General features: G+C 69.4%; 24 protein-coding genes and 4 pseudogenes. 9 read left to right on the plus strand and 19 right to left on the minus strand.

All coding sequences use genetic code 11. The features are described from left to right. Nucleotides 1–263 precede the first annotated feature (263 nt). Nucleotides 264–734, plus strand: coding sequence for a hypothetical protein (locus BUE44_RS32860; RefSeq protein ID WP_143172639.1), 471 nt, complete (start codon nucleotides 264–266; stop codon nucleotides 732–734). 416 nt (nucleotides 735–1,150) lie between these two features. Here BUE44_RS32860 and BUE44_RS39995 read toward each other — a convergent pair. The 3 genes from BUE44_RS39995 to BUE44_RS38125 all read right to left on the minus strand — a co-directional run bounded on the left by BUE44_RS39995 (nucleotide 1,151) and on the right by BUE44_RS38125 (nucleotide 3,515). Then, nucleotides 1,151–2,229, minus strand: a protein-coding gene (locus BUE44_RS39995) for an IS630 family transposase (RefSeq protein ID WP_456049218.1) whose coding sequence is annotated in 2 segments (ribosomal slippage) — nucleotides 1,151–1,728 and nucleotides 1,728–2,229 — 1,080 coding nt in all. Because the reading frame shifts where the segments join, the coding sequence is not laid out codon by codon here. A gap of 71 nt (nucleotides 2,230–2,300) precedes the next feature. Further along, nucleotides 2,301–3,104, minus strand: coding sequence for an NACHT domain-containing protein (locus BUE44_RS38120; RefSeq protein ID WP_073502684.1), 804 nt, complete (start codon nucleotides 3,102–3,104; stop codon nucleotides 2,301–2,303). Nucleotides 3,105–3,107: 3 nt separating this feature from the next. Next, entirely contained in the window at nucleotides 3,108–3,515 is a 408-nt protein-coding gene (locus tag BUE44_RS38125) for a hypothetical protein (protein ID WP_073502685.1), read from the minus strand. 236 nt (nucleotides 3,516–3,751) lie between these two features. On the opposite strand from BUE44_RS38125, the gene BUE44_RS32885 reads away from it, so the two are divergent. Next, nucleotides 3,752–5,284, plus strand: a complete 1,533-nt coding sequence (locus tag BUE44_RS32885) for an esterase/lipase family protein (protein WP_073502686.1) — start codon at nucleotides 3,752–3,754, stop codon at nucleotides 5,282–5,284. 881 nt (nucleotides 5,285–6,165) lie between these two features. Here BUE44_RS32885 and BUE44_RS32890 read toward each other — a convergent pair. After that, entirely contained in the window at nucleotides 6,166–7,257 is a 1,092-nt protein-coding gene (locus tag BUE44_RS32890) for an integrase core domain-containing protein (RefSeq protein ID WP_073502687.1), read from the minus strand. Between the two features lie 20 nt (nucleotides 7,258–7,277). Between BUE44_RS32890 and BUE44_RS37250 the strand changes: the two genes are divergently transcribed. From BUE44_RS37250 to BUE44_RS39915, 3 genes are all read left to right on the plus strand, one after another. Then, nucleotides 7,278–7,700, plus strand: a complete 423-nt coding sequence (locus BUE44_RS37250) for a hypothetical protein (RefSeq protein WP_143172640.1) — start codon at nucleotides 7,278–7,280, stop codon at nucleotides 7,698–7,700. Nucleotides 7,701–7,860: 160 nt separating this feature from the next. Next, entirely contained in the window at nucleotides 7,861–9,165 is a 1,305-nt protein-coding gene (locus BUE44_RS32895; protein ID WP_073502688.1) for a carbohydrate-binding protein, read from the plus strand. Nucleotides 9,166–9,183: 18 nt separating this feature from the next. Then, nucleotides 9,184–9,789 (plus strand): relaxase domain-containing protein, encoded by a 606-nt coding sequence (locus tag BUE44_RS39915; RefSeq protein WP_107415925.1) that lies wholly within the window; start codon nucleotides 9,184–9,186, stop codon nucleotides 9,787–9,789. A gap of 48 nt (nucleotides 9,790–9,837) precedes the next feature. Here BUE44_RS39915 and BUE44_RS40000 read toward each other — a convergent pair whose 3' ends face one another. The 5 genes and pseudogenes from BUE44_RS40000 to BUE44_RS32915 form a co-directional block, all read right to left on the minus strand. Continuing rightward, nucleotides 9,838–10,494: a zinc-binding dehydrogenase gene (locus tag BUE44_RS40000; RefSeq protein WP_322940974.1), complete on the minus strand. Its 657-nt coding sequence runs from the start codon at nucleotides 10,492–10,494 to the stop codon at nucleotides 9,838–9,840. A gap of 158 nt (nucleotides 10,495–10,652) precedes the next feature. Continuing rightward, nucleotides 10,653–10,916 (minus strand): annotated as a pseudogene (locus tag BUE44_RS40005) (alcohol dehydrogenase catalytic domain-containing protein); the annotation flags it as partial. A 311-nt stretch (nucleotides 10,917–11,227) separates the two neighbouring features. Further along, a complete protein-coding gene (locus tag BUE44_RS32905) occupies nucleotides 11,228–11,782 on the minus strand; it encodes a type 1 glutamine amidotransferase domain-containing protein (protein ID WP_073502689.1) in 555 nt (184 codons plus the stop codon). A 296-nt stretch (nucleotides 11,783–12,078) separates the two neighbouring features. Further along, the gene (locus BUE44_RS32910; protein ID WP_073502690.1) at nucleotides 12,079–12,387 is read right to left on the minus strand and encodes a putative quinol monooxygenase; all 309 of its coding nucleotides are present in this window, start codon (nucleotides 12,385–12,387) and stop codon (nucleotides 12,079–12,081) included. Nucleotides 12,388–12,561: 174 nt separating this feature from the next. Further along, a pseudogene (locus BUE44_RS32915) lies at nucleotides 12,562–12,972 on the minus strand (aldo/keto reductase); the annotation flags it as partial. A gap of 307 nt (nucleotides 12,973–13,279) precedes the next feature. Between BUE44_RS32915 and BUE44_RS32920 the strand changes: the two are divergent. Continuing rightward, on the plus strand, nucleotides 13,280–14,023 hold the full coding sequence (locus BUE44_RS32920) for an SDR family NAD(P)-dependent oxidoreductase (RefSeq protein ID WP_073502691.1): 744 nt from the start codon (nucleotides 13,280–13,282) through the stop codon (nucleotides 14,021–14,023). A 122-nt stretch (nucleotides 14,024–14,145) separates the two neighbouring features. Here BUE44_RS32920 and BUE44_RS32925 read toward each other — a convergent pair. The 4 genes and pseudogenes from BUE44_RS32925 to BUE44_RS32940 all read right to left on the minus strand — a co-directional run. Then, nucleotides 14,146–15,158 (minus strand): annotated as a pseudogene (locus BUE44_RS32925) (glycoside hydrolase family 15 protein); the annotation flags it as partial. Nucleotides 15,159–15,258: 100 nt separating this feature from the next. Continuing rightward, complete coding sequence (locus BUE44_RS32930; protein ID WP_073502692.1) at nucleotides 15,259–16,272, minus strand: alpha/beta hydrolase; 1,014 nt, start codon at nucleotides 16,270–16,272, stop codon at nucleotides 15,259–15,261. Nucleotides 16,273–16,501: 229 nt separating this feature from the next. Continuing rightward, nucleotides 16,502–17,290, minus strand: a complete 789-nt coding sequence (locus tag BUE44_RS32935; RefSeq protein WP_073502693.1) for an SDR family oxidoreductase — start codon at nucleotides 17,288–17,290, stop codon at nucleotides 16,502–16,504. A 37-nt stretch (nucleotides 17,291–17,327) separates the two neighbouring features. Further along, nucleotides 17,328–17,690 carry a nuclear transport factor 2 family protein gene (locus BUE44_RS32940; protein WP_073502694.1) on the minus strand — a complete coding sequence of 121 codons (363 nt, stop codon included), beginning with the start codon at nucleotides 17,688–17,690 and terminating at the stop codon, nucleotides 17,328–17,330. 78 nt (nucleotides 17,691–17,768) lie between these two features. Between BUE44_RS32940 and BUE44_RS32945 the strand changes: the two genes are divergently transcribed. After that, nucleotides 17,769–18,563 (plus strand): MerR family transcriptional regulator, encoded by a 795-nt coding sequence (locus BUE44_RS32945; protein ID WP_073502695.1) that lies wholly within the window; start codon nucleotides 17,769–17,771, stop codon nucleotides 18,561–18,563. Here BUE44_RS32945 and BUE44_RS39675 read toward each other — a convergent pair. Beyond that, nucleotides 18,482–19,435, minus strand: coding sequence for a coiled-coil domain-containing protein (locus BUE44_RS39675; RefSeq protein ID WP_200804601.1), 954 nt, complete (start codon nucleotides 19,433–19,435; stop codon nucleotides 18,482–18,484). The genes BUE44_RS32945 and BUE44_RS39675 overlap by 82 nt on opposite strands. A 192-nt stretch (nucleotides 19,436–19,627) precedes the next feature. Between BUE44_RS39675 and BUE44_RS37255 the strand changes: the two genes are divergently transcribed. Continuing rightward, nucleotides 19,628–19,942: a hypothetical protein gene (locus BUE44_RS37255; RefSeq protein WP_159450325.1), complete on the plus strand. Its 315-nt coding sequence runs from the start codon at nucleotides 19,628–19,630 to the stop codon at nucleotides 19,940–19,942. Nucleotides 19,943–20,068: 126 nt separating this feature from the next. Here BUE44_RS37255 and BUE44_RS39435 read toward each other — a convergent pair whose 3' ends face one another. Both BUE44_RS39435 and BUE44_RS32960 read right to left on the minus strand, forming a co-directional pair. After that, a complete protein-coding gene (locus tag BUE44_RS39435; RefSeq protein WP_265737191.1) occupies nucleotides 20,069–20,191 on the minus strand; it encodes a hypothetical protein in 123 nt (40 codons plus the stop codon). Nucleotides 20,192–20,372: 181 nt separating this feature from the next. Beyond that, on the minus strand, nucleotides 20,373–20,618 hold the full coding sequence (locus BUE44_RS32960; protein ID WP_073502697.1) for a hypothetical protein: 246 nt from the start codon (nucleotides 20,616–20,618) through the stop codon (nucleotides 20,373–20,375). Between the two features lie 312 nt (nucleotides 20,619–20,930). On the opposite strand from BUE44_RS32960, the gene BUE44_RS32965 reads away from it, so the two are divergent. Next, complete coding sequence (locus BUE44_RS32965) at nucleotides 20,931–21,953, plus strand: LLM class flavin-dependent oxidoreductase (protein ID WP_073502698.1); 1,023 nt, start codon at nucleotides 20,931–20,933, stop codon at nucleotides 21,951–21,953. A gap of 303 nt (nucleotides 21,954–22,256) precedes the next feature. Here BUE44_RS32965 and BUE44_RS32970 read toward each other — a convergent pair whose 3' ends face one another. From BUE44_RS32970 to BUE44_RS32980, 3 genes and pseudogenes are all read right to left on the minus strand, one after another. Continuing rightward, a complete protein-coding gene (locus BUE44_RS32970) occupies nucleotides 22,257–22,709 on the minus strand; it encodes a hypothetical protein (protein WP_143172642.1) in 453 nt (150 codons plus the stop codon). Between the two features lie 467 nt (nucleotides 22,710–23,176). Further along, entirely contained in the window at nucleotides 23,177–23,830 is a 654-nt protein-coding gene (locus BUE44_RS32975) for a helix-turn-helix transcriptional regulator (protein WP_235002705.1), read from the minus strand. Between the two features lie 201 nt (nucleotides 23,831–24,031). Continuing rightward, nucleotides 24,032–25,763, minus strand: a pseudogene (locus tag BUE44_RS32980) (glycoside hydrolase family 13 protein). Between the last annotated feature and the right edge of the window lie 7 nt (nucleotides 25,764–25,770).

Consider the following 25,770-nt stretch of genomic DNA (forward strand, 5'->3'; position numbering starts at 1 on the left):
TTTCCCATGGCCAGTGGGCTGTGTTGGACCCGTTGTTGCCGGTCGCGGGCCCTCCTGACGAGCTGCACGGCGTCGGACAACGGCAGCGGCGACCGTTTGCCACTGATGTTTGACCGGTGGCGCGACGCACGGACTACCAGGCTGCGGCCCCACTCGGGGACCGAGGATCAAACGTGCGTTCGTTGAGTAATGTCACGTTCCGTATCGAGTACTCTCTACTGAGAGTAGTCAAGTGGCTACGGAACGAGTAGAAGGAGATCGGGATGCGTCTGCGCTCTGCGGGCCGGGTGGCGGCCTTCGCCTCAACGGCCCTGATGCTGACGGGCATCGCCAACGTCGGCGCGGCCCACGCTCAGGAACTTGGTGGGCCTGGGCCCATCTATTACTCGATCACGTTCTCCAACCCCCGCGAGAGCGACGACAACAACCTGCCCGAGCCTTACGGCGAGGTCGACGTGCGGGCCCCCTGGGGGCAGCCGACCACGCTGTGGGAGCACCCCGACGTGGGCATCAACACCCCCACCCTGCCCCGCTACCCGGACTTCGGCCCCTTCGATCACCGGTTCGTCCCCCACCCCGTCAGCGAGATCTGCGCCAACGTCGGCGAAGACGACACCGGCATCAACGACGACGACATCCTGGCCGACGGCTGCCTGCCCTACACCGGCCCCGGCGACTACACCATCAGCGCCGAAGGCGGATCCGTGACCGTTACCGTGTACAAGTTCGGCTGACCTGCCCGCACCCCTGCTGTCCCGGAAGGCTGGTCCCCGGGGCGGCAGGGGTAGCGCGACCGCTCCACCCCTTACGGTGGCTTCGCCCGGCACTGGTTGGCGTCCGGTGTGTCAGCCGCCAGCTCGGCTGGAGCCGAGTCCGGGGACTCCCGGCCCCAGCCGATGAGCACGCCGGACCGGCGCTCGCTCCGGCTGGGCGCGCGGGCCGGCCTCCGCGACCACATCCCGGGCATCGGCTCGGGGGTCGGGGAACAACCGTGTCGGATCGTGCGGCAACGGCCGGGGCCGCAGTCGCCAAGACGGTGGGGTCGACAGTGACGTCGTTGCTGTCGGCGGTCCCAAAACGATGACCGCCTCCGTGTGGGCCCGTGAGACTGGTACGGCCGTGGGGCACAGCGGTTACTGACTTCGGCTCTTCAGGGTGACGTTGGGGTGTCGAGAGTCAGCCTGGTGCCGGCTATGAAGCCGTCGAGGATCTCGGGTCGGTACTGCAATCGCTTGAGCCGGTTGCGGACGAGGGCTTCGAGCCGGTCGAGAGCGACAACGGCGAGGTTTGCCAGGCTGCGTTTGACGTGTGCCCAGACCCATTCGACCGGGTTGAGGTCGGGTGAGTAGGCGGGGAGGAGGAAGACCGTCAACCAGGTGCGCTCAGCGACCAATTCGCGCATGGCGTGGGAGCCGTGGGTGTTCAGGCGGTCCCAGACCAGGATGATTGGTGCCTTCACGAGGTGGTGCACTCCGTCGACCAGGGCGATGAAGTCGCGCTCGTCCATGCTGCGGCGCTGGCCCTTGCCTGCGGGGTGGGTGCGCAGACGGTGGCACAGCCTGGTGCGCGAGCCCGGCCGCATGGCGATCAGTCCCGCCACGGACAGGCGTCCCGAGCGGCGGCCGCTGACGGTCACGACCGGTGTTCGGCCTCGCCGGCCCCACGTGCGTCCCTTGGGCGGTCGGCGGGTGAAGCCTGCCTCGTCCTCGAAGCAGATGTAGCCCCCGCAGGCCGCCCGGGCCCTTTTACCTCCGCCCAGGTCGCCTCCTTCCACGCGGTGACGGCCTGCTCATCGCGCTCAGCCACCCGCCGTGCCGGGACCTGGGGACTGAAGCCGAGCCGGTGCATCAGCCTCGTAGCACCCGAGACGCTGTACGAGACGTGGAACTTCCGACCGATCAGCGTGGCCACCCGCGAAGCGGTCCACACCTGGTCTTCCACCCAGCCGTGCGCGGCCGGACCCTGGTCCAGATACGCGGCGAGCTTCTTCAGGCAGCGCGGAGACAGTCGGCATCGCGACCCACCCGGGCCGCGTGACGCCAGCGCCCCGCCCCCGCCTTCGCGCCACAGTTGGTGCCACTGGTAGGCGGACTTCGGACTCACCCGCAGACGTCGAGCGACCACCGTCGGCTTGACGTCCTGCTCGAACAGCTCGGCAGCCGGCATCCGCACTGACTCCCGGCGTACCCGTCCCGCGGCGGTCAGCCCGCCCCCATCTGCATATCTCACACACCATCGGATACAGCCACCACAACGAGCCCGTCAGGCAACCCAGGACAGTTCACCCCGACGAGCCGAAGTCAGTAATGGATCGCCGACCGCCGCTCCTCCGGCCTGAGCGGCAGCTCGGGGTGGAGATCGCCGCCGATCAGGGCGTTGAGCCAGGTGTCGACCAGATGGAGGCGGAGTGATGCCCGATCCCCGCCGCGAGTCTCCAGAGCCTCCGCCTCGGCGTGCCCGGACAGGGCGTGCTCCAGGAGTCCCTCATCGTGGAGCTCGCGGGCGATCTGCAGATAGGTGGGCGCCTCGGCGATGCCGGCCTTCTCGACGATCCAGTCGAGCCGCTGCCGGTCCTCCCACATGGTGCCGGAGGAGATGTACTCCAGGGCCGCCTCCTCGCTCAGCGGCTCCAGGTCCGTGACGGACGCGTCCATCCCGCGGAGCGAGTCGTGCGGCCGTGAGGTGATGATCAGCGGCAGCCGCTCATCATTGGCCCGGCGGATGGCCAGCCGGATGATATTGTCGCGCTCCTCGGTCAGCGCCTCACCGGTCAGCGCCTCTTCCAGCCCGTCCGCGAGGACGACGACGCGTCCCTGCTGGCATAGCCGCCGCCACACCTTCTCCCCCTCGGCGCCGGAGCGGATGTTGCCCTGCACTTCCCGGCAGAACCGCTCGGACGCCATCTGCATGAAGTCCAGGCCGCCCTGGACCCCGCGCAGGCGCAACGGGACGGGCACGGCGCTGCCCTCGGCGAGTTGCCGGGTCAGCAGGACGACCAGTGCCGTCTTGCCCGTTCCGATCCCCCCGACGACGACGTGCGTACGGCGGAACCGGCTGTCCTGCAGATCCGCCATGAGGACGGCGGAGAGCTGGTCGCGGCCCACGACCTAGCCGAAGATGTCGCCCGCCGTCTCCACCAACTCGTGCGGGGTCTGCCGGGCCCTCTTCAGATATGCCCTGCGCACGCGGCTGAACCGGAAGAAGAGGTAGGCGACGGTGACCAGGGCGAGCGTGAGGAAGGGCATGAAGACGTTCTGCAGGACGCCGCAGGAGAAGGTGCTCTCGCCGCACTGCCCGTCGATCCAGATCATGGGCGACCAGAAGCGGTGGTCCCTGACGCCCTTCCTGCCGACCAGGGTGTAGACGGCCTCGGCTGCCAGGAACAGCATGACCAGCGCCTCCACGAAGGTCAGCGCCAGCAGCGGCAGGTACCAGCCGCTCGTGCGTACCCGCCACCTCCGAGCCTTGTCGTAGGCTCCCGGCCTCCTCCACGAAGCGCCTCCGCCAACCTTCACCCTGTCACTGTTTCCTCGCCGGGCCGGGATGCGACGGTGGCACGGCGACATTCACCTGCACGGCGCAGTCCACCCCCCTGGCCGGTTGGAGTCCCGGGCGCGGAGCCGGGCGCGCTCCCCTGACTCGCCCGCGAGGGGGTCGGCTGACCGGGCGGCTTTCCCTTGGCCCTCCTCGCGATAGCAGGTCAATATGACCTATACAGGTCATGTGGTCGCGAGGTCGCCTTGGAGGTCCGATGTCCGACGGGTCCGGCTTTCCCCTCGTGTACGTACGGGGTTTCGCGGGCGGCACGCCCGGGATCGACAAGGCGGTGACGGACCCGTTCTACGGGTTCAACGAGGGCTCGACGCACGTGCGGGTGGGAAGCGGCGACGAGCCGCACTTTTACCAGTTCGAGGGGCCGCTGCTCAGGCTCCACACCGACGAGGGCTACCAGATCCTCGTCGAGGGCGGGCAGATGGCGTATCTGGACCGGAACGACCAGGTCCCGTGGAACACCATCTGGGTGCACCGCTTCTACGACGTCTCCGCCGACACCTGGGGCGCAAGGCCGCAGGACTTCAGCCTGGAGAGCGCGGCGCGAGACCTGCTGGCCCTGATCCGGACGCTGCAGCAGAAGACGGGGGCGCCGCGGGTCCACCTCGTCGCGCACTCCATGGGCGGGCTCATCTGCCGCTGCCTGCTCCAGAAGATCATCCCGGATGAGGGCGGCGACCCGCGCGACTACGTCGAGAAGCTGTTCACCTACGGCACCCCCCATGGCGGCATCGCCTTCGACGTGGGATTCGGCACCCTGGAGCGGCTGCGGGACGCGCTGGGCATCGAGGGCGCCGACATCTTCGGCCCCCGCCGCATGTACGAATACCTCACCCCCGAGGCGCAGCGGGAGCCCGGCGGCCCGCCCGAGGGCTGGCCGGCCCGTGAGATGCCGGCAGGACCGCGGGCGCTTCCGCTGGACAAGGTCATGTGCGTGGTCGGCACCGACCCGTCGGACTACGACGTCGCGCTCGGGCTTTCCGCGGACGCCGTGGGCGTCAGGAGCGATGGCCTGGTCCAGATCGAGAACGCGTACGTGCCGGGCGCCCACCGCGCCTTCGTGCACCGCAGTCACAGCGGGCGCTACGGCCTGGTCAACTCCGAGGAGGCGTACCAGAGTCTGCGGCGCTTCCTGTTCGGCGACCTGCGAGTGGATGCCGACCTGGTCGGGCACCGGCTCCCCGACACCGACCCGAACGTGACGTGGCAGGCCGAAGTGCGCCTGGCCGTCCGCGGGTTGCCGGTCGTACTGCACGAACGGCTCGCGGCCCACTGGTGCCCGCTCCAGCTGTCGGCCCCCGGCGAGGACGGCAGCGCCGACGGTGCCGTGCGGCTGGCGACCACCTTCCTGTCCAGCCGGCTCCCGCCGCCCGGCACCGACACGATGCGCTTCTCCCTGCAACTGCGGGTATTCTCGGTACGCCAGGAGCGGCACCGGCTCTTCGCCTTCCGCGACCACCTCGAACAGGTCCGCGACTTCGACGACACCCTCATCGTCGACGTCACGCCCTCCGGCGGTGCCCCGTCCGCGCGGGCCGCCTGGAACTCCCGTATCGCGGGGAGCGTCAGCGCCTACGAACCCTCCGGGCCTTCCCTCCTCGACGAGAATCCCGCCCCGGACACCTGGACCGCCCGCGTCCCCCTCCCCTCCGCCGCCTCCGCGACCCCACCCGCGGCCCCCCTGCTCGGCGACGAGGCAGCCATCCGGCTCACGGTCACCCCCTGGGGCTGAGGCGCGCGGATGCGATCACGAATGCGGCGCGGCACCGCGGGCCGCAACTCGGCGAGAGCACGCACCTGGCAGGCGCCAGCTGCGGGAGTCGAGACGCCGCCCGCCGGAGACGGCCACATGCACGCCCCTCACCCGGCGCCGGCCCTGCGGGTGCCGAAAACCTCATCCGGGCAGGTCACCTGGCATGTTCGTCCTCGTGAGGTTGCCGTCGCGTTGGTCGTGTTCCTGTACCGCGAGGCGGGCGCCTTTGGCTGGGGTCGGCGGTTGGTGGCGGCAACCGGTGCCGTGGTCTCCCGTCGGCGATGCTCGGGGTCGGGCGGTGCCCGTCGTGGAACTGTTCCCACGCGCGCGGGCTATTGAGTGGGGTAGAGGTGATTCCAGATGCGGTTCCGGCCTGGTAGCTGGTGGTCCCCGCGCGTACTCGGTGCAGTCGAACGGATGTCGGGGTCGTGTATTCCTGCCAATGGCGCGATGCTGGAATAGCAGAGCTGAAAGAAGAGGATCCCGTGACCCCTCGGGGACCATCTGGGGACCACGCGGCGTATGCGTTTATGAGCGCTATTCGCGTAAGTGGTGATAACGCCCGGATAGTTAGTCCCGTTTGACAGGGAAATCCCCTTGATCTTCGCGACTGGGGGTCAGGGGGTCGCAGGTTCAAATCCTGTCGTCCCGACGGTGCACAGAAGGCCCGCTGGACTGGCATTTGGCCAGGTCAGCGGGCCTTCGCCGTTGCCGGCAACGGTTTCCATGTGATGGGGCGTCAGGGTTCTGGGGACCAGCTAGGAACCACGGGCGTGAAAAAACCGCAGGTCAGCGTGTTTTCGGCCCGATTCGAGATCATTCTTGCGGGACTGTGGGTGCCGATTAATAATCCGGCCTGGTCAGGCGGCATGGTGGTACTCGTGGAGGGTTCCTCCGAGTCGATCTCGTCGATGGACCTCGAGACGTCTGGTCTGGGCTGGTTCGTTGGTTGGGTGGGGGAGTGGTCGGAGTGGAGCGGCTTGGCCGAGAGCCCGATGGGGCCGATGCCCGTTGTAGAAGAGCTTGAACTCTCTGAGCGCGTGGCGGAGATGGCTTTGGTTCCAGATCAGTGTTCTGTCGAGGAGTTCTCGCCGGCAGGTCTGGATCCAGCGCTCCATGATGGAGTTCATACGCTGTACCCGGATGCCGGTGGTGACGACCTTCAGTCCGGCGTCTGTCAGCAGCGTGTCGAAGGCGGCCGTGAACTTGGAGTCGCGGTCGCGGATCAGGAAGCTGGCCTTGCTGCCGACGCCTTCGAGGTCCATGACGAGGTTGCGTCCGAGCTGTACCACCCATTGCGCGGTGGGGTGTGCTGTGGTGCCCAGGATTCGGATGCGCCGGGTGGAGTGCTCGATGACCGCGAATACGTGCAGACGAGCCCCGGTCAGGGTTCGGGCTTCGAAGAAGTCGCAGGCGAGTAGGGCGCCGGCCTGGCTTCGAAGGACGTTCGCCCACGTCGTGCTCGCTCGTTCCGGCGCCGGTGGGATGCAGTGCTCCTTGAGGATTTCCCACACGGTGGAGGCGGCGACCTTGATCCTCAGGGCCGAGAGCTCGCCATAGATGCGCCGATACCCCCACGAGGGGTTCTCACGGGCGATGCGGAGGGTCGGGGCGCGGATCGAGCGGATGGTGGGAGGGCGTCCACGCGGTCTCGGTACGCAGGTCGCGGCATGCTGCTGCTTGAGCAGGTTGCCGTGCCGGCGCAGGACCGTGTCGGGGCGTACCAGGAGACGGAGCTGGCGCAGCTTGTGTATCGGGAGGTGGTGGAGCAGGCCGGCGAGGATTGCGCGGTCGGTGTCGGTGAAGGCGGCTCTGCTGATCTGGCGTTGCAGAACCATGAGTTGGTGTCGGAGCGCGAGGATCTCGATGTCCTTGTCGCGGTCGTTCATCGGCAGCAGGCGGAGGAAGGCGAAGGTGTTGGTCGCGGTGAGGTAGGCCAGGCGCAGCAGCACGACAGATCATGATGCCGTCCATGCGCCGTGCAGATGAGGAGTTTGAGGTGGGCAGGACGCCGGAGATCGGCGATCAAGTCCGTGACCTGGGCGGGTTTATCGGCACGCGCAGTGTCGCCGTCCAGGCGCAGCATCGCATCCGGAAGGTCAGCCATCCACACGACCTCGGGATACCGTACACAGTCCCTGACCGGCCGGTCCGCCCCCTTCACCAACTCGTACAAGCAGTCGATCAGCACACGCGTGTCCTGGACGGCCCTGGGATCGCTGCCGTCGACGACTTCCGGGTGAACCATCCCCATCTCCTCACAGCCCACCACCGTGGCAAGCTTTCCAGGATCGCGGATCGAACCCCCGGCAGCAATCCCCGCGACCTTGCAGCCGCCATCTTCAGACAGACAGCGGCCGCTTACGACCGCCGCTGCCCCGGACCACGGGTGTGAAGCCTTGACTGGCTCGCTCGCCACCCCTATAACTTGGCCTGGACCAATCGGCTGACTGGTCAAGACCACTCCGTTTCCCCCACATACACAGCGGGTGCCTTGTCGTCCGTCGCCTTGCGAGGCCGCGACGGCAGGAGTTCCGCTCACCCCTGGAGGGTCCATGCGAGTCGGGCAACAGATTCTGCGCAAAGCTCTGGTCGCCGGCTCGGCGCTCGGGCTGACCGTCGGCGGCGTGGCCTTCGCCGTGGCCTCGGCGCCCACCGCCCAGGCGGCCGCCACCTGCGCCTCGGCGTGGAGTTCCGGCACCGTCTACACCGCCGGCCAGCAGGCGAGTGAGAACGGGACCAACTACACCGCCAATTACTGGACCCAGGGCAACGACCCGGCGACCAGCAACGGCGGGAGCGGCTCGGGACAGCCGTGGACGTCCAACGGAGCGTGTACCGGCGGCGGCGGTACCGGCGGCGGAACGGGCGGAACCGGCGGCGGGACAGGCGGAGGCGGCGGGACGGGTTCGGTCAGCGGCCTGCTCTTCAGCCCGTACAAAGACGTGACCATCAACATGAACTGGAACACCTACCAGATGCAGTCGGCCGCGGCCGGCTCCGTCCAGCCGGTGGTGGGCTCCGGCAGCCTGGTGTCGCAGCACCTCCCGAAGCTGCGCGCGCTCACCGTCGCGTTCGCCACGGGCGCCTGCGGCAGCGAGAACTGGGGCGGCGTGTCGGGTGCCAACTGGGCCGCCGAGAACGTGCCGCAGCTCCACGCCGCCAACCTGAACTACGTCGTGTCCACCGGCGGTGCGGCCGGCACCTTCACCTGCGGCTCGACGGCGGGCATGGAGTCGTTCATCGCCCGCTACGCCAGCCCGAACCTGGTCGGCGTCGACTTCGACATCGAGGGCGGCCAGTCCGCGTCGGACATCCAGAACTTGGTCGCCGCGGCGGCCGGGGCGCAGGCGCAGTACCCGAACCTGCAGTTCTCGTTCACCCTCGCCACGCTGGGGGCGTCCGACGGCAGCTACGGCGGTGTGAACTCGCTCGGCAACACGGTCGTCAGGGCGGTGCTCGGCTCAAGTCTGAAGAAGTACGTCATCAACCTGATGACCATGGACTACGGCAACGCGTCCAGCAGCGTGTGCGTCGTCTCCTCCGGCAGCTGCCAGATGGCGCAGTCGGCGATTCAGGCGGTGAAGAACCTGGAGCACACCTACGGGGTCCCGGCGAGCAAGATCGCCGTCACTCCGATGATCGGCATGAACGATGCGACCAGCGAGACCTTCACCGTCGCGGACGTGAGCACGCTGACGTCGTACGCGGTCAGCAACGGCCTGGCCGGGCTGCACCACTGGTCGCTGGACCGCGACACGCCCTGCTCCGCCTCGTACGCGTCGCCTACGTGCAACTCGGTCCCCAGCACCACGCCGCTCCAGTACACCAGCAAGTTCCTGAGCACCCTCGGATATTGACTCTCGGCAACTGGCGGGCTGTCAGGGGACGGGTCGCGCACGGGCAATCGTGCGCGCCCGTCCTCTTCTTCGTTCCGAACGACGGCGACGGCGAACCGGGCGCGAGGTCGGTTCCCACAGCGGCCGGTGGGCGGTCTGGACGCTGCCAGGTTCCGGCACCATGATTCCCGGCACCGGATGCGGTTGCCGCACGACCATCTGGTGGTGTCGGTGAAGGTGCTGCGTGCCGACGGGAAGTGGGGCCACCTGACTCGGAAGCCGCTGGCGCCCTCGACACGATGCTCCCCCTGCTTGCCGAGGTCACCGCTAGGCGGGAGGCGATCCGTACGCCTCGCAATTCCCCCGGCGGCCGGCCGGCAGGCCAACGCCGCTGAGCCGGTCAACCAAGACGCCTCGATCGCCCGGTCGAGCCCCCTTCAGAGCCGAACGCGGGACCGCTGCGGTCACGGGCGCTTGGTGCAGCTGGTGTGTGCCTGGAGGCCAGGCACACACCAGCTGCGCGGCTCAGGGAGCGGTGCCGACGGTAATGGGGGAGCGGGGCAATCGGCGAGGTCCTGGTACATGGCGGCCTGCCCGTGGGCCACGACTGCGCTCTGGGGGGTGGTCGGGATGCTGGGGGTGTAGTCCTGGGTCAGCCGATGCCGGTGACCGATAGTGCGGTGGGGGCGGGCCTCAGGCGGGAATGAGGCCGTGGGGGTCGATGATGAACTTTTCGGGCACTCCCGTGTCGAAGGTCGCGTAGGCGTCGGGGGCGTCGTCGAGGCTGATCACCTTCGTGTTGAGCATGGAACTCAAGTAGGGCAGGCGGTCCCACAGGATCGCCATCATCAGCTCGCGGTTGTAGTGCATGATCGGTGCCTGTCCGGCGGCGATCCGCGGCGATTTGATCCAGGCCTTGCCGAAGCCGACCGGGTACGTTCCCTCTTGCTCGGCCTTCGACTTCGCGAGCGGGTCGGCGCCGTAGACGCCGATGACTCCGGTGGCTCCGCCCGCGCGGGTGGCTTCGATCACCTGGTTGAGGGCGTAGGCCGGGTCCATCTCCCCGGCCTCGCGGCCGATACCGTGTGCCTCGGTGCCGACGTAGTCGACTGCGCAGTCGACCACGGGTTCGCCCAGGATGGCCTCGATCTGGTCGGTGAGCGCTGCGTCCTGGTTCAGGTCGATCGTCTCGCAGCCGTTCTTCTTCACCAGCTCCAGGCGGTCCCTGCTGTGGTCGCCGACGATGATGCAGGACGCCCCGAGGAGGCGCGCCGCTGCCGCGCCGCAGCGGCCGACCGGGCCGGCGCCGGCGATGTACACGGTCGAGCCCGGCTTGGCACCGGCCTCCATGAGGCCGTCGAACGCGGTGGGCAGGAGTCCGAGAGCAGCGCCAGGTCACGGATCTTCGCCATTGCCTGGTCCTTGTCAGGGAAGCGCAGGAGCTGGAAGTCGGCGTAAGGGACGAACAGGTACTCAGCCTGGCCGCCGGTCCAGTCGCCCAGGTTGAAGCCGTACGCTCCGCAGGACACCTTGGGGTTCGTGGTCTCGCAGACGTCGGTCCGGCGCGCTCTGCAGTTGCGGCATCGGCCGCAGGCGACGTTGAACGGGACGGAGACGAGGTCGCCCTCACTGAGGAACTCGACGTCGGGGCCGACCTCGACGACCTCTCCCGTCATCTCGTGCCCCATCACCATGCCCTGGGGTACCGGGAAGGACCCGCGGTAGATGTGCAGGTCGCTCCCGCAGATGTTGGTGGCGACGATCCTGAGGATGACACCGTGCGGGGCCTTCTTCCCCGTTCGGCATCTGAAGCTTCGGGAAGTCCAGAGACTCTACGCGCATGTCTTTCGGGTTCCGGAAGACCACTGCGCGGTTGCTGCTTGCCATGACGATCTCCTCTGCTGATCCAGGGCGACTCGGCCGTTGAAGTGCCGGCGGTCACTTCGGTGGCTTGGGGACCCCGGTTTTTCCGGCGTAGGGCTGCCACCGAACGTGTGCACGCCGGCGCCACACCCGCTGTGTCCTGCGTGCCGTCGCACTGACGCTGCGCGCCACGCTTCCGGCCATGTACGTCTTCTCCCGATCAGGCGGGTACTGCGGCGGCGAAGCGTTCGACGATCGCCTCGCAGAAGGCGGGGAGGTCCTGCGGGCCGCGGCTGGAGATCAGCTGGCCGTCGACCACGACCTCCTCGTCGACGACGTCGGCGCCGGCGTTGCGCAGGTCAGTACGAACGCTGGGCCAGGAGGTGAGGCGGCGACCGCGCAGTACGCCGGCCTCCGCCAGTGTCCAGGGTCCGTGGCAGATGGTGGCAACGGGCTTCCCGGTCTCCACGAACTCCCTCACGAAGGCGACGGCGTCGGGGTCGGTGCGCAGTTGGTCGGGGTTCATGGTGCCGCCGGGCAGCAGGAGCGCCTCGTAGTCGTCCACGCGGGCGTCGGCGACCTTCTTGTCCACGGTGAAGGTTCCGGCCGGGTCGATGTCCATCTGGCGCGCGTTGATCTCGCCGGTGTGGAGGGAGAGGAGTTCGGCCTGCGCTCCGGCGCCCAGCAGGGCGCCGAGAGGTTCTTCGAGTTCGACGCGCTCGACGCCGTCCGTGGCCAGGATGGCGACCTTTCTGCCGTGCAGTTCGTTGGTCATGGTGCGTGGCTCCTTCCGGTGGTCGGCGGGGGACCGGTTCGGGTCCGTGTTGCCGCCGCTCAGCTGTTGTACGCCTTGACGTCGGCCTGGCCCGTCCCCGTAGCCTGGTGGACACATCACCGTGGACGGAGTGCCGCACGGAACACCCCCACTACTCCCACAGTCCCCGCTCCCGCAATACGTGTCAAAAGGGGCGACTCGGTATGCATGGCCGGAGACGCACCGAAAGCCCGGCAGGCGCTGAGGCACGCCCGGCCCGCGCCAAACCACCACGCGCACTGCGGGCAGCACCCGCTCTACGCCGGCTGCTTCTCCACGACGACATCGAGCTGCTCGATCGTGGGCTCCCCGAAGAGCACACCCGTGTTCTCACCGAGAGCTTCCGCGACCGCACCCGACAGATGCGCCTGGCGCCCGTCGTCGTCGGGAAAGGCATCGAAGATCCCGAACGACGTGGGTCCGAACTGGATTCCGAACCACCTGACGGTCTTGGGCTCCCCCTCGACGATCGACAGCCCCTGGTTCAGGAAGTCGCGGACGTCGTCCTCCCTGCCGGGCAGCGCTTCGAGGCGCACCAGAACCGCTTTGCTGACCTGCGTTGCCATCGTGGGTCTCTCTCTTCCTTTGCTCGGTTCGCCAAGCTCGTCATCCGGCCATGGCCGGAGCCCTTGACGCCGTGGAACCGTCGGGTCTCCCCCTCACCGTCACCTGGCGTCGCCTCACGCGCAAACGCAGTCCGCGGGCGGCCGGCGTCCGATGCGTGGACCAGACGGCGACTCCTTCGCCGCCCTGTTCTCCCGGACGTGCCCGCGCGAGGACGCCTTCGGGATCGCGATGACGTCCTCGTGCCGCAGGACCCAGGCCAGGGCGATCTGGGCGGGCGTCGCACCGTGGGCCGCGGCCACCTCCCGCAGCGCCGGGTGGCCGAGCAGACGGCCCTGCTCGACCGGCGAGTACGCCATGACCGGGATCGACAGCTCACGGCACCTGGGCAGCAGACGGTGCTCAGGCCCCCGCCGGGTGAGGTTGTACAGCACCTGGTCGGTCTGCGGCACGGCCCCCGGCGGCAGGTCCGCGAGATACTCCACGTCCAGGTTGCTCACCCCCCACGAGCCGATGGCACCCTCCCGTACCAGGGACTCGACTGAAGGGGCTCCGTCCTGCGAGGGCGCACCGGAACCGTCCAGCAGGGCGATGCGGGCGGTGCTGCCTTTGCCGACCGGCTCCTGCCGGACCTCGAAAGCGCATGCAGGCCACCTCACCCGGACGGCCCCGAGCCGCGACACCTGTACGACCTCGGGCATGTCACCCGGACGGGCCGCGACACCCGTCGCGGTTGGTTCGAGCGTGCTCCAATCCCTAGAGTTCCGGCCACGGACTTCCGCCCACGAGTACGCCCTGCCACCGAGGACCACGGTCGCGAACGGCGACCATGGACGCGGCGGTGAGCGCGACCGTTGACCCGGCAAGGCCGGTTCTGAGGACAGAGGTGATCCGATGAAGGTGCTGGTGACCGGCGGGACGAGTGGACTCGGACTCGCCATGGCCTCAGCCCTGGCCGCGGCGGGAGCCTCCGTCGCGCTGACCGGCCGGTCGGGCGAGAGTGCGGAGTCCGTCGCCGCGGGGCTGCCCGGGGCGACCGGCATCGAAATGGACGTGCGCGACGAGTCGTCGGTGGCCAGGGCCGTCGACCGGGCGTGGTCGCGGCTCGGCGGCGTCGACATGCTGGTGAACAACGCCGGCATCGGCATGCGCACGGTCAACCCGCGCTTCATGACACAGCCGCAGGGCTTCTGGGAGGTGCCGTCCGACGCCTTCCGCGCGGTGGTCGACACCAACCTGACCGGCTACTTCCTGGTTGCCCGCGAGACCACGCCACGGATGCTGGCATCCGGCGGTGGCCGCATCGTCAACATCTCGATGAACCACTCGACCATGCGACGCGCCGGCTTCGTTCCCTACGGGCCGTCGCGTGCCGGCAGCGAGGCGCTGTCCCGCATCATGGCCGCCGACCTGCGGGGCACAGGCGTCACCGTCAACCTGCTGCTACCCGGCGGCGCGACGGTCACCGGGATGCTGCCCCAGGACGTCGCCCCCGAGAGCCACGGGTTCCTGAGTCCCGCGGTGATGGGCCCGCCCATCGTCTGGCTGGCCTCCGACAACGCAGCCGGCGTGCATGACGAGCGCATCGTCGCCGCCGAGTTCGGACAATGGCTGCGAGACCGGGAGAGCCGACAATGAGGGTGTGAGCGTGCGTCACTGGATGGAGTCCGCCCTCCACAGCCTCGGCAAGGTGCTCATGGCCAGAGTCAACCTGACCCCCGTGTCGTGTGCTCGCCTCATGGTGGGAGCTTCGCTGTGCGTTCGGGATGGGCCGCGGTGGTGCACCGCATTGCGGTGTGAGACGAGATGCCGAACGGGCGCATTACTGAGGCTGAACTCGTGGAGTCGTAGGGGTTGACGGTGTGGGTGGTCCGGAAGCGCATGAATGCCGCGGCCTCGCCGGAGAAGCCCAGCCGCAGCAGCGCGTACACGCAGAAGGCGGCGTCGCGGATCCACACGTAGCGGTAGTCCCAGTTCCGCTCGCCGCCGACCTGGTCGGGCAGGCTGGTGGTGGGGACGGCGACGATCGCGCCGGTGGGCGCGTAGGTGAGCAGCTTGAGGGTCAGGGCGGAGCGGTGGACCATCTCGCGCCAGCGGCCGCGGTAGCGGGATTGGGCGAGCCAGCGCCGCCAGTAGGCGACGGTGGCGGCGAACTCGTGCTCGGCCTCGGCGCGGGCGCAGCCCCGGGGCGCGACCTGGTCGCCCAGTTGGTCGAGGGCGAACACGGCGCTCTCGCCCTCGGTGAGTTTGAAGTCGGCGCCAGGGACTTGCCCGGTGACTCGAACACGGCCATGCCGCCCAGCAGTGTCACGGTGTGAGGGTCGGCGTCGTAGGCGAAGCGCGGGGCGACCAGGGTGCGGAAGGGGACGGTGCCGCGCACGCACAGCACGCGCCGGATGAGCCGGTGCCGGCCGGGTTCACGGGCGAGGCCCGCGCGCTGGCTGTGGGTGGTCACCGGCATGACGTCCTGGACCTCGCCGACGCCCTCCTCGGTGAAGAAGCGGGTGATCAGCACGTTGGTGTCGGGGAAGTAGAACTGCTTGGTGCGGGCTGGGACGGCGGCGGCCAGCTCGAAGCGGCCGCCGCGCTCGGCGTCGACGACGGCGGCGACGGCGTTGGGCGAGTCGAAGGACGGGCAGCCGTACCAGTCGATCGTGCCGTTGCTGCTGACCAGGGCCACGCTCCGCAGGTCGCCGATGAGTCCGTGCTCGGCGATCGGGAGATAGCGGGGGGCGGTCGAACCGGCGTCCTGCTGGAACGGCGTCGCGGCCATCTCGGCCTCCCGGTACGGAGGATGGGGAGCGGTCGCGGTGGGGGCCGCTGCCGGGTGGAGCCGCCCGGGCCGGCCGCGGTGACCTGGCCGGGGCTGTGTGTCAGGCCGTGAGCTGACGGCGCAGCCATGCCGCTCGGGCGGCGATGGCGTCCTGCGAAATCATGGTATGTGGGGCCACGACGTCGAACCCGTGGAACCCGCCGGGCCAGACGTGCAGTTCGAGGCGGCCGCCCGCCTGCCATATGCGGCTTGCGTAGGCGACGTTTTCGTCCCGGAACGTTTCGGCCGACCCGACGTCAATGAACGCGGAGGGCAGGCCGGAGAGGTCTGCCGCGCGGGAAGGCGCGGCGTACGGGGACACGTCCGGTCCTCCGCGAACGCGCTCGCCGAGGAGCGCGTTCCATCCGGTCTCGTTCGAGGAGCTGTCCCAGATACCGACGCCGCGCATCTGCCGGGCAGAGGGCGAGTCGTTGCGGTCATCAAGCATCGGCGACAGGAGCATCTGGGCGAGGATTGCCGGGCCGCTGCGGTCGCGTGCCATCAAGGTGACACCTGCCGCGAGGCCGCCGCCGGCGCTCGCACCGCCGATGACGATGCGTTCAGGGTCGATGTTGAGCTCGTGGGCGTGATCGGACAGCCACACCAGGCCCGCGTAGCAGTCCTCGACCGGACCGGGGTGGGGTGTCTGGGGTGCGAGCCGGTACTCCACCGAAACCACGGCCATGTCCATCGGCTCGGCCAGGCTCAGCATTTCGGCCAGGCCGAACCGGTTGTCTCCGACGATCATCCCGCCGCCGTGGATGTGGTAGATCGCCGGGGTCGGCGTCGCCGCGTGCTTGGGGAGACAGATCAGCAGCGAGATATCCGGTTGCCCGTCCTGCCCTGGCACCGTCCGCTCCTCCACGCTGTAGGTGCCACCGCGCGAGAGGACTGCGTCGGTCGGGGTCTCCACGCCGGGGACGGGCTGGCGCATTTCAGCGATGTTGTCCAAGCGGTACGCGTCGGGGGAGCGCAGGCTGGTCAGGAGCACAACAATGGGAGCGAGCTCCGGGTCGAAGGGCGGGGGCGGTCCGACCGGTTGGGGGGAACGCCGGTCGGTGATGTGCCTGGTCATGTGTTGTCCTTACTGGTGGGTCAGCCGGAGCGCTCGTGCACGCAGGCGCGTGGCGCGCAGTCGGCCTGCAGATGCGCGCCCCGATCTCCACGATCAGGTGAGCGCCGGAAGCGCGACGATGGCAGTCGGCGCGCTTCTCGGCAGCGTCTGAGAGTCGTCCTTGTGAAGGAGGGGTTTCCGCTGGCGGATCGAGCCGTTCGCGGGTAGCTCCTGGGAGCCGGCGGCTGGCTCAGACGGTCGGGACGGTGCCGCCGTCGATCACGTACTCGGCGCCCACGATCGCCGAGGCGCGGTCCGAGACCAGGAATCCGACCAGGTCCGCGATTTCCTCGGGTTGCGCGAATCGTCCCAGGGGTACTCCCCCGAGTGAGTCGTAGATGGTCTGCTTGGCTGCTTCACGTGTGAGTCCGTTGCCCTCGGCGATCCGGTCCACGAATTGTTCGTAGGCTTCGGTTTCGATTCCGCCGGGGCTGATGGCGTTGACCCGTACGCCTCGCGGCGCGAGCTCGTTGGCGAGCCCCTTGCTGTATGTGCGCAGCGCCGCCTTCGCTGCTGCGTAGGCCAAGGACGCCTCGTGTTGGGGCAGCTCGCGCTGGATCGAGGTGAAGTGCAGCACCACGCCCGACCCGGACGCGATCATTGCCGGCAGAAGAGCTCGATCCAGCCGCACCGCTCCCAGGAGGTTGAGGTTGAGCTCGGTGAGCCACTGGTCGTTGGTGATGACCGCGAATCCACCAGGCGGCGTCGATGTCCCTCCGACGACGTGCACCAGGATGTCGAGTGTGCCGCCGGCCTCTGCGATGCGGTCGGCCACAGTGTTGGTGCCGTTGATCGTCGTCAGGTCCGCTTCGATGAATCGGTCAGGGTGCTCGTATCCGTCGGGTATGGTCCGTGCCGTCACGTACACGTCGGCGCCCATTTCTCGCAGTCGCTGTGCGACGGCCTTGCCCGCCCCCTTCGAGCCGCCCGTGACCAGTGCCCGGCGGCCGTCGAGACGATCGCGATCTGAACTAGGCATTGTCTCTCCATTGAAGTTCGGGGTGGTGCGGGTTCGGTCAGGCCGGGTGGTTGGCGATGACGAGGTCGGCGATGAGGCCGTCCCGCAGCGTGAATCGGTAGTCGAGCGCGGCGACGCCGCCCGGGAAGGTGCCTTCGAGCCGCAGGGTCACCACCCAGTGGGTGTCGTCGATGCGGCGAGCGCCGATCTGCTCGGTCGTGTACTCGAACTCGGCCCCGGCGTCCCGCAGGAACGCATGGGTCTCCTTGTGGCCGCGGAAGGTCTCGTCCTGGTCGACGATCACCGCATCCTCGGCGAGGAACGACGAGGAGGTGTCGGCGTCACGTATGACGTGGGCGGCAAGGAATTCGCGCACGGTGGCCGGGAGTGCTTCGGACGGGAGATCGGTGTGCTGTGTCATGAGCCCATCGTGTGACCTCACGGCGCGGGAGGGTCAAGCCGTGGACTCTCCCCCTGGGAGAGGGCTCAAAATGACGGGATGCTGACCATCGGAGAGTTCTCGCGGCTGACCCACTTGAGCGTACGGACTCTGCGCCGGTATCACGAAGCGGCTCTGCTGGAACCCGCCGTGGTGGACGAGACCACCGGTTACCGCTATTACGGGGTCGACCAGATTCCGACCGCGCAGGTCATCCACCGGCTCCGCGAGCTCGACGTCCCCCTCAGCGGTGTGCAGCAGATCCTGCAGACCCCCGACCCCGGTGTCCGGGCGGCCCTGGTCACGGAGCACCTGCAACGCCTTGAAGGCGTGCTCGACCGGACCCGGGCCGCGGTCGTCTCACTGCGCCGCCTGCTCCAGCCGGACCCCGCGCCGATCGACGTGGAGCTGCGTGCGGAGCCCGCCCGGACGGTCGCGGCGGTGGAGGGAATAGTCGAAATTGGTGACATTGAGACCTGGTACGCAGGCGCGATGGCCGAACTGCAGGCGGCCGTCGGCACCGCCATGACCGGACCACCGGGCGGCACCTACGACAACTCCCTCTTCGAGCAGGAACGCGGTCACGCGGTCCTCTACCTGCCGACCGCCGCGCGACCCCGCACCGGGCGCGTGCACCCCGTGACTCTGCCGGCCGCGGAACTGGCCGTCACCACCCACGTCGGCGAGCACGACAGCATCGAGGTCACCTACGGTGAACTCGGCACCTGGGTGGTGGAGAACGCGATGTCCGTGGCCGGGCCGGTGCGGGAGGTCTACGTCGTCAGCCCTCGTGACACAAGCGATCCCGCCGCGTGGCGCACAGAGATCGGCTGGCCGGTCTTTCGTGTCACCTGAAAACGGTCAGTGCCTACCACCGAGTGCAGGAGTGGTCTGCGGCACGGTGAGAACTGTCGCGTACGTCGGTCCCATCCGCAGGGGCCGGCCGGATCCGGCTCCGGCGGGCGCAGGCGCCGCACGCCGGCCTGTAGTTGGCCGCGCAAGCGCTGCAGTTCGGCGTCCTGGGCGGCGAGCTGGGACAGGGTCCGCTGGCGGAACGCCTTCAGCTCGGCGATCTCGGCGTCCCGGCGGCGCAGCCGCTCGCGCAGCGCGTCGTTGGCCTGCCGCTGACGTTCGATCTGGCTGTCCCGGGGGTCAGGAACCATTCCGACTTCGCGCAGCCTCTGAAGGCGGCGGTCGAACTCTTCGGCCAGGTGCTGGTAGGGGCCGCGCCGCACGGTGCCGTCCCGGTTGCGCTTGGCGTAGAAGCCGGTGCGCGGGATGCCGGCCTCGGCGACGAGGGTCTTAAGGTCGACGTGACCGCCGGCCGGTACCTCGCCACGCAGCAGGCGGTCCATGGCGACCCGCACCGCCTGCTCGTTGCGGGCCCGGCCGTCCGCGCTGATCCGTGGCACGATCACACCTCCCCTGGCGTGTCCGCCTGGTCGATGGCGTCCCACGACGTGCAGGGAGCGGTCGACGTCAGCCTGGACGCGGGCGCGGGCGTCACGCTGGCTGCGCGGCAGGGCGGTGAGCAGGCGCCGACTGCGCTCCGCGCTGTCCGCCCACACTGCGCGGTGCTGCGGGTGGTGGGTGACCTGCAGGCAGCGGGCGGCGTCGCACATGCCGATCAGGGGCTTGGCGCCCGGTCCGGGAGCGGCGCCGGGGCCCGCTGGACTGGCATTTGGCCAGGTCAGCGGGCCTTCGCTGTTGTCGGCAACGGTTTCCATGTGATGGGGCGTCAGGGTCCTGGGGGCCAATTTATTGTCGGTTTCCTACAAACCCCGGAGTGTTCGCCCCTGGCTCGGCGGGGGCGGGGGTAGGCCGGGCTTCGTGGTGAGGTGGGTGCTGAGGGTGTCGCCGGCGTGCATGACGGTGTGCAGGTCGGGGTGGAGGTAGCGCTGGGTGGTGTGCAGGGAGCCGTGTCCGGCGATCAACCGCAGGACGTGCAGGGGCCCGACCCGGTCGCGGGCAAGAACCTGCCGGTCAACAAGGACACCGTCCCGCAGGCCGTGGTGGAGCTGACTCCCGGTCACACCGCGTACGCGGCGATCTACCTCTCCGAAAAGCCCACCCACCGCACCAAGACCCTCAACGTCACCCTGGCCGACCGCAGCGGCGGCGGCACGGACGGCCACGTCACGGTCACCGCGCCCGCCTCCGGCTCCGGTCTCGGCCTCGACAACAGCTCCGAGGTCACGTACTGGCAGGTCAGCGAGGAACTGGCGCTGCAGTAGGCGGCAGTCGAGGATGGCCAGCTCGTGCCTGGCCCGGGAGCCGTCGAGCAGGTCCGGCACGTCGTCGACGGGCAACGCGGTCCGCTGCGGCCTCGACGGATCGTCCGTGGAGTCGAGCAGCGCCAGTCACAGCCGGCCGCCGTCGGTGCGCAGACCGTGGCCGGCGAAGTAGAAGAGCACAGCGGCAAGCAGCCATGAGCGGCCGGCCAATGCCCAGGGGGTGGCCACCCACGCGACGAGCTCCGTCACGAAGCACAGGGCGGACGCGGCGCGGTCGTCCGGTCATCCCGAAGTGGTTTCTCCACCAGCAACGTCGGTCACCTGCGGACGATCTCACGGCGCCCGGGCCGACTGCCAGGCGAGCGGCCTGAGTCAGAGCTGATTATCCGGGCAGGCCGGCCATCAGCCCAGGCGAGGGGCCTGGCTCCCGCTAGTCGTCACCCAGCGCGAGCAGTATCGCGAACTGCTCGCTGTTGGTTCCGGCAACCACGATATCGATGCCGTGTCGGGTGACGGGCGTCCACGCGCGGCCGTTGTCCATGCCCTCCATGTTCGTGACCCAACTGGTGCCCGGTCCAGACAGCTTCGCCACCCGCGTAGCCGCCCGCTTCGCGTGATCACGGTCTCGGAGAAGGATTGGCGAGTAGGCGAGATCGAAGGCCGACAGGTCAGTCATCAACTCGATGGCTCCGGCGGCGTCGCCGGGCTCAAGCGCTGCCTCGATCTCACGGGCAGACGCGGGGCCGACCGCTCACGCGACGGCCTGATGCGCCCAGTCGTCCAGGCCGTCCCGGCGGGCGCGCGCGTCGATCCCCATGACCGGGAGTATTCAGCCCGTGCCGTCGGCCGGATCGGTAACAGCCCGTGGTGTCCCACTTCAGGGTGACATCGGGGCAGCGGCTGGCCTCCTGTCCCGGGCGCCCGCCCGGTGTACTCGTCGTGATGCGTCGGGGGAATCAACGGGGGCCTTCACACGCTATGACCTGGTGTGAAGAAGATCGGATTTCTCTCGTTCGGGCACTGGTCGCCCGGTGTGCACTCGCAGACGCGCTCTGCCGCCGACTTCCTGCACCAGTCGATCGACCTCGCGGTCGCGGCGGAGGAGCTGGGGGTGGACGGCGCGTACTTCCGGGTGCACCACTTCGCGGAGCAGGCGGGGAGCCCCTTCCCCCTGCTGTCGGCCATCGGCGCGCGCACGTCGAGGATCGAGATCGGTACCGGCGTGATCGACATGCGCTACGAGAACCCGCTGTACATGGCGGAGGACGCCGGCGCGGCCGACCTCATCTCGGGTGGCAGGCTGCAGCTGGGCATCAGCCGTGGGTCACCGGAGCAGGTGATCGAGGGCTGGCGGTACTTCGGGTACGCGCCTGCCGAGGGGGAGACCGACGCGGACATGGCCCGGCGGCACGCGGAGGCGTTCCTCAAGGTGATCGAGGGTGAGGGCTTCGCCCGCCCGAACCCGCGGCCGATGTTCCCCAACCCGCCGGGGCTGCTGCGTGTCGAGCCGCACTCCGCCGGGCTGCGCGACCGGATCTGGTGGGGCTCCGGTTCGAACGCGACCTCGGTCTGGGCGGCGAAGCTGGGGATGAACCTGCAGAGCTCCACGCTGAAGGACGACGAGACGGGCGAGCCGTTGCACGTCCAACAGCGCAAGCAGATCGAGGCGTACCGCGCGGCGTACAAGGAGGCCGGCCATGAGCGCGAGCCGCGGGTCTCGGTCAGCCGCAGCATCTTCGCGCTGACCAGCGACACCGACCGCGCCTACTTCGGCCGCGACCGCAACTCGCAGGACCAGGTCGGGATGATCGACGAGAAGACCAGGGCGGTCTTCGGCCGCTCGTACGCCGGCGAGCCGGACGAACTGGTGAAGCTGCTGCGGGAGGACGAGGCGATCCAGGCCGCGGACACCGTGCTGCTGACCATTCCGAACCAGCTCGGGGTCGACTACAACGCCCACGTCCTGGAGAGCATCCTCACCCACGTCGCCCCCGACCTCGGCTGGCGGTAGCCGCGGGCTGCGGGGCTGGTCCTGCCACGGTCTTTGCCGTGCAGCGCGGGCGGACTGGTCGTTGACGTCGTCGTGGGAGGAGGAGAGCATCCATCTCCGCGGCGCCGGCACAGCGCGCAGCGGGATCCGGCTCACCGTCAGCCGGATCCCGCTGCGCGGGCTGCCGCACGGGAATCGTGCGGGTGCCGTCACGACGAGACCGAGCACGCGACGTCAGCGGCCGGCGCGCATGGTGGACGAGACGGACCCTGGGCCGGGTTGCCGGACAGGGGTCGCACGCCCCGCCGCGGCGGGTGGCCGTTCCTACGAGTGCGGGAGCACGAAGTTGTAGCCCTGCGCGAGATGGTCCGCACCGGCCGGGCACCTACCCCGGGTCGAATAGCCCCAGTAGAACATTCCGTAGCATTTGCTGCAGAACCGCCAGTAGGCCTGCGCGGTCGGTGTCTCGACCACGTCATGCGGGAGGACGAAGTTGTAGCCCTGCGCGAGGTGGTCCGCACCGGCCGGGCAGACGCCGTTGCCCGAGTAGCCCCAGTAGAACATTCCGTAGCACTTGCTGCAGAACCGCCAGTACGTCTGTGTTGCCTGGGGCCTCAGGGAGCTGGCGTGGGCGGGGGCGGCGGTCGCACCGGCCGCCACCGTGGCACCGGCCAGGCCGGCGGTCACGGCGAGCGTCTTGCCGAGGAAAGCCCGTCTGCCGGAAACCTCGGCCGGGTCTTCGCGAGGTGGGGCGGCAGCGTGAGCAGGTAAGTCCATGATTCATCCTCCAGTCGAATTCGGACGTACGTGTATTTCGGCAGGGGCCGGTCGGCAGAGGCGGATTCCGTCGGCCCGTTTATCGTCATGGTCGATTACTGGGGAGCTGTCTCCAGCGGGACCGGGCGCCCGAGTCGGCGTTCACCCATGTGCCCACCCGACGCCCGCAGCCGCCCCATCCCGCTGACCAGCGAGGACGCGCCACAGATCGCATTCGCGGCCGCCGTGACCGTCCTCGGGTCGCGCACCGAAAGATCGTATTCTCCAGGCGGTTGAACTGTTCGGCGCCGGTGCTGTTTTCCCTGGATCGCCTGGAAGTGAGTTCGCTCCACTGTATCCCTGCAAGGTGGGCTTGGGGATGGCTATTCACGGATATTCCGCACTGTTGGCGTTGATCCCCGGGTATGTCCCGCCGACGATCTGGCGGCGGCGGGGTCCGGGGCCGGGCCGTGAAGGCGCGCAGGCGGTCAGGGGGCCGTCGGCGTGAGGTCCGGCGAGACCACCAGGCGCAGCGCCTGCAAGCGCTCGTACGACTCCGTGCCTGGGCGGGCCGTGTGGATGACGAGTTGCTGGTTGTGGCCGGAGTTGACGAGGACCTCGCAGTCGAGTTCGAGGATGCCGATCGCAGGGTGCCGGAAGCGTTTCGTGGCGGCACGGCGTACGGCGACCTCGTGCTCGTCCCAGAGGTGGGCGAATTCCTCGCTCGCTGTGCGTAGTTCGGCGACGAGGGCGGTGGGTCCGGGGTCCGTGGGGCGGGCCGAGGCCACCGCTCGCAGACCGGCGACCAGCTCGCGGGCGCGCTTGGGGCGGTCCTCGGGCGGGAAGAGCTCCTGGGCCGCCGGGTCCAGGAAGAAGCGGCGGATCATGTTGCGTCCTCGGGGCGGGCGGTTGGCAGTCGCCCGGCGCGGCGGCTGCTCACCGGTGAGGTGGAAGAGGTGGTCGCGTTCGTCCTCCGTCAGGCGCAGGGCACGGGCCAGCGCCGTGAGCATCTGGCGGGACGGGCGCGGCCCCCGGGACTGTTCCATCCGCGTGTAGTAGTCCACGGACATGCCGGCGAGCTGGGCCACCTCCTCGCGGCGCAGGCCCGGCGTACGGCGGCGGGCTCCGGCGGTGAGGCCCACGTCGGGCGCCCCCGCGGACCGGGCGGTCAGGCCGCAGTCTGGGCCGGCGGCGAGGCGGGGGCCGCCGTCCTGGTCCCGCGCCGCCAGCTGCGGGCGGCCAGGTAGCTGGCGAGGAACAGCTCGCCGAAGTTGAGGACGGCGTCCTGGTGCCGGGCGGTTACGGGGAGTGGTCCGCCGGGCTTCTGTCCCGCCGGGTGCGGGTCAGCTCAGGGACCACCAGGCGGTGGTGTCCGGCGGCAGCAGGATCCCGCCACCAGTGTGAGTGACCGGGCCGCTGGCCAGGATCAGGCGGCCGGTGGCGGGGATCGTCATGGTGCCGGCGGCTGGGAGAGCGACTCGTTCAGCGGTCAGGTTGACGGTGCAGCGGAATCCGGGGGTCCGGTCGAAAACCAGGGTGCCGGGCGGGCTGTCGTGCCAGGACAGGTTGTCCGGGGCGCCCAGTGCCGGATGGTCGCGCCGGTGGGCCAGGGCGGCGCGGTACAGCTCCAGGGTGGAGTCCGGGTCGCCGGTCTGGGCCTGGACGCTCAGCCCGGCCCACGAGTCGGGCTGCGGCAGCCAGGTCGGCGCTCCCACGGGCCCGAAGCCGTAGGGCGGTTCGGTCCCGGACCAGGGGATCGGGACCCGGCAGCCGTCGCGGAAGCCGTCCTGGCCGCTGGCGCGGAAGTACGAGGGGTCCTGGCGGACGGTGTCGGGCAGGTCGGTGACGTCGGGCAGGCCGAGTTCCTCGCCTTGGTAGATGTATGCAGAGCCGGGCAGTGCGAGCATGAGCAGGCTGGCGGCGCGGGCCCGCCGCAGGCCGAGGGCAGGGTCGCCGGGGGTGCGCATCTGGGTGCCGGAGCCGGGCGGGTTGGCGAGGCGGGTGGTGTGGCGGGTGACGTCGTGGTTGGACAGGACCCAGGTCGGCGGGGCGCCAACGGTCCACATGGCGTGCAGGGTGGTGTCGATGACCCCGCGCAGGGCGTCGGCGTCCCAGTAGGCGGCCAGGTACTGGAAGTTGAACGCCTGGTGCAGTTCGTCGGTTCGGACGTAGTTCGCGGTGCGGGGGATGGCGGGGTCCAGGCTTCGGCGACGAAGACACGCTCCCCGCTGTATTCCTGCAGCAGTTCGCGCCAGCGGCGGTAGATGGCGTGGACACCGTCCTGGTCGAAGCAGGGTGTGGCCTGTCCGTCGAGCAGGCGTGTCTGTGGTGAACACCTGTGTCGGGAAGGCCGGGTGCTTTGACCAGGCCGTGGGCGACGTCGATACGGAATCCGTCGACGCCGAGGTCGAGCCAGAAGCGCAGGATGGAGCGGAATTCGTCGTGGACGGCGGGGTGGTCCCAATTGAAGTCGGGCTGCTGCGGGGCGAACAGGTGCAGATACCACTCGCCGGGGGTTCCGTCGGGGTCGGTGGTGCGGGTCCAGGCCGGGCCGCCGAAGACGGATTCCCAGTCGTTGGGCGGCTGCTCGCCGGCCGGTCCCTTGCCGGGGCGGAAGTGGAAGCGGGGGCGGGCGGGGGAGCCGGGGCCGTCGCGCAGTGCCTGGAGGAACCAGGGGTGGTGGTCGGAGCAGTGGTTGGGCACGATGTCGAAGATGACCCGCGGGCCGAGGCGGTGCGCGTCCTCGATCAGGGCGACGGCGTCGGACAGCTGTCCGAACACGGGGTCCACGGTGCGGTAGTCGGCGACGTCGTATCCGGCGTCTGCCTGCGGGGAGGCGTAGAACGGCGAAAGCCATACGGCGTCGACGCCCAGGTCGCGCAGGTGGGGCAGGCGGCTGCGGATGCCGGGCAGGTCGCCTATGCCGTCGCCATCGGCGTCGGCGTCGGCGTCGGCGAAGCTGCGGGGGTAGACCTGGTAGATCACCGCGTCGCGCCACCAGCCGGTTCTGCGTGCGGCGGTGGCATCGGCGGCGCTCGCTTCGGTGCTTGCGTGCAGCAGGGTGTCCGGTGTCATGGGGTCC

Source organism: Actinacidiphila paucisporea, from assembly GCF_900142575.1.
GTDB lineage: Bacteria > Actinomycetota > Actinomycetes > Streptomycetales > Streptomycetaceae > Actinacidiphila > Actinacidiphila paucisporea.

Bases quoted from the DNA above. Each gene is read 5' to 3' on its own strand.
- BUE44_RS32860 (WP_143172639.1), top strand. From the start codon at position 264: ATGCGTCTGCGCTCTGCGGGCCGGGTGGCGGCCTTCGCCTCAACGGCC.
- BUE44_RS32885 (WP_073502686.1), top strand. From the start codon at position 3,752: ATGTCCGACGGGTCCGGCTTTCCCCTCGTGTACGTACGGGGTTTCGCG.
- BUE44_RS37250 (WP_143172640.1), top strand. From the start codon at position 7,278: ATGCGCCGTGCAGATGAGGAGTTTGAGGTGGGCAGGACGCCGGAGATC.
- BUE44_RS32895 (WP_073502688.1), top strand. From the start codon at position 7,861: ATGCGAGTCGGGCAACAGATTCTGCGCAAAGCTCTGGTCGCCGGCTCG.
- BUE44_RS40000 (WP_322940974.1), bottom strand. From the start codon at position 10,494: ATGGAGGCCGGTGCCAAGCCGGGCTCGACCGTGTACATCGCCGGCGCC.
- BUE44_RS32905 (WP_073502689.1), bottom strand. From the start codon at position 11,782: ATGACCAACGAACTGCACGGCAGAAAGGTCGCCATCCTGGCCACGGAC.
- BUE44_RS32910 (WP_073502690.1), bottom strand. From the start codon at position 12,387: ATGGCAACGCAGGTCAGCAAAGCGGTTCTGGTGCGCCTCGAAGCGCTG.
- BUE44_RS32920 (WP_073502691.1), top strand. From the start codon at position 13,280: ATGAAGGTGCTGGTGACCGGCGGGACGAGTGGACTCGGACTCGCCATG.
- BUE44_RS32930 (WP_073502692.1), bottom strand. From the start codon at position 16,272: ATGACCAGGCACATCACCGACCGGCGTTCCCCCCAACCGGTCGGACCG.
- BUE44_RS32935 (WP_073502693.1), bottom strand. From the start codon at position 17,290: ATGCCTAGTTCAGATCGCGATCGTCTCGACGGCCGCCGGGCACTGGTC.
- BUE44_RS32940 (WP_073502694.1), bottom strand. From the start codon at position 17,690: ATGACACAGCACACCGATCTCCCGTCCGAAGCACTCCCGGCCACCGTG.
- BUE44_RS32945 (WP_073502695.1), top strand. From the start codon at position 17,769: ATGCTGACCATCGGAGAGTTCTCGCGGCTGACCCACTTGAGCGTACGG.
- BUE44_RS39675 (WP_200804601.1), bottom strand. From the start codon at position 19,435: ATGGAAACCGTTGCCGACAACAGCGAAGGCCCGCTGACCTGGCCAAAT.
- BUE44_RS32960 (WP_073502697.1), bottom strand. From the start codon at position 20,618: ATGACTGACCTGTCGGCCTTCGATCTCGCCTACTCGCCAATCCTTCTC.
- BUE44_RS32970 (WP_143172642.1), bottom strand. From the start codon at position 22,709: ATGGACTTACCTGCTCACGCTGCCGCCCCACCTCGCGAAGACCCGGCC.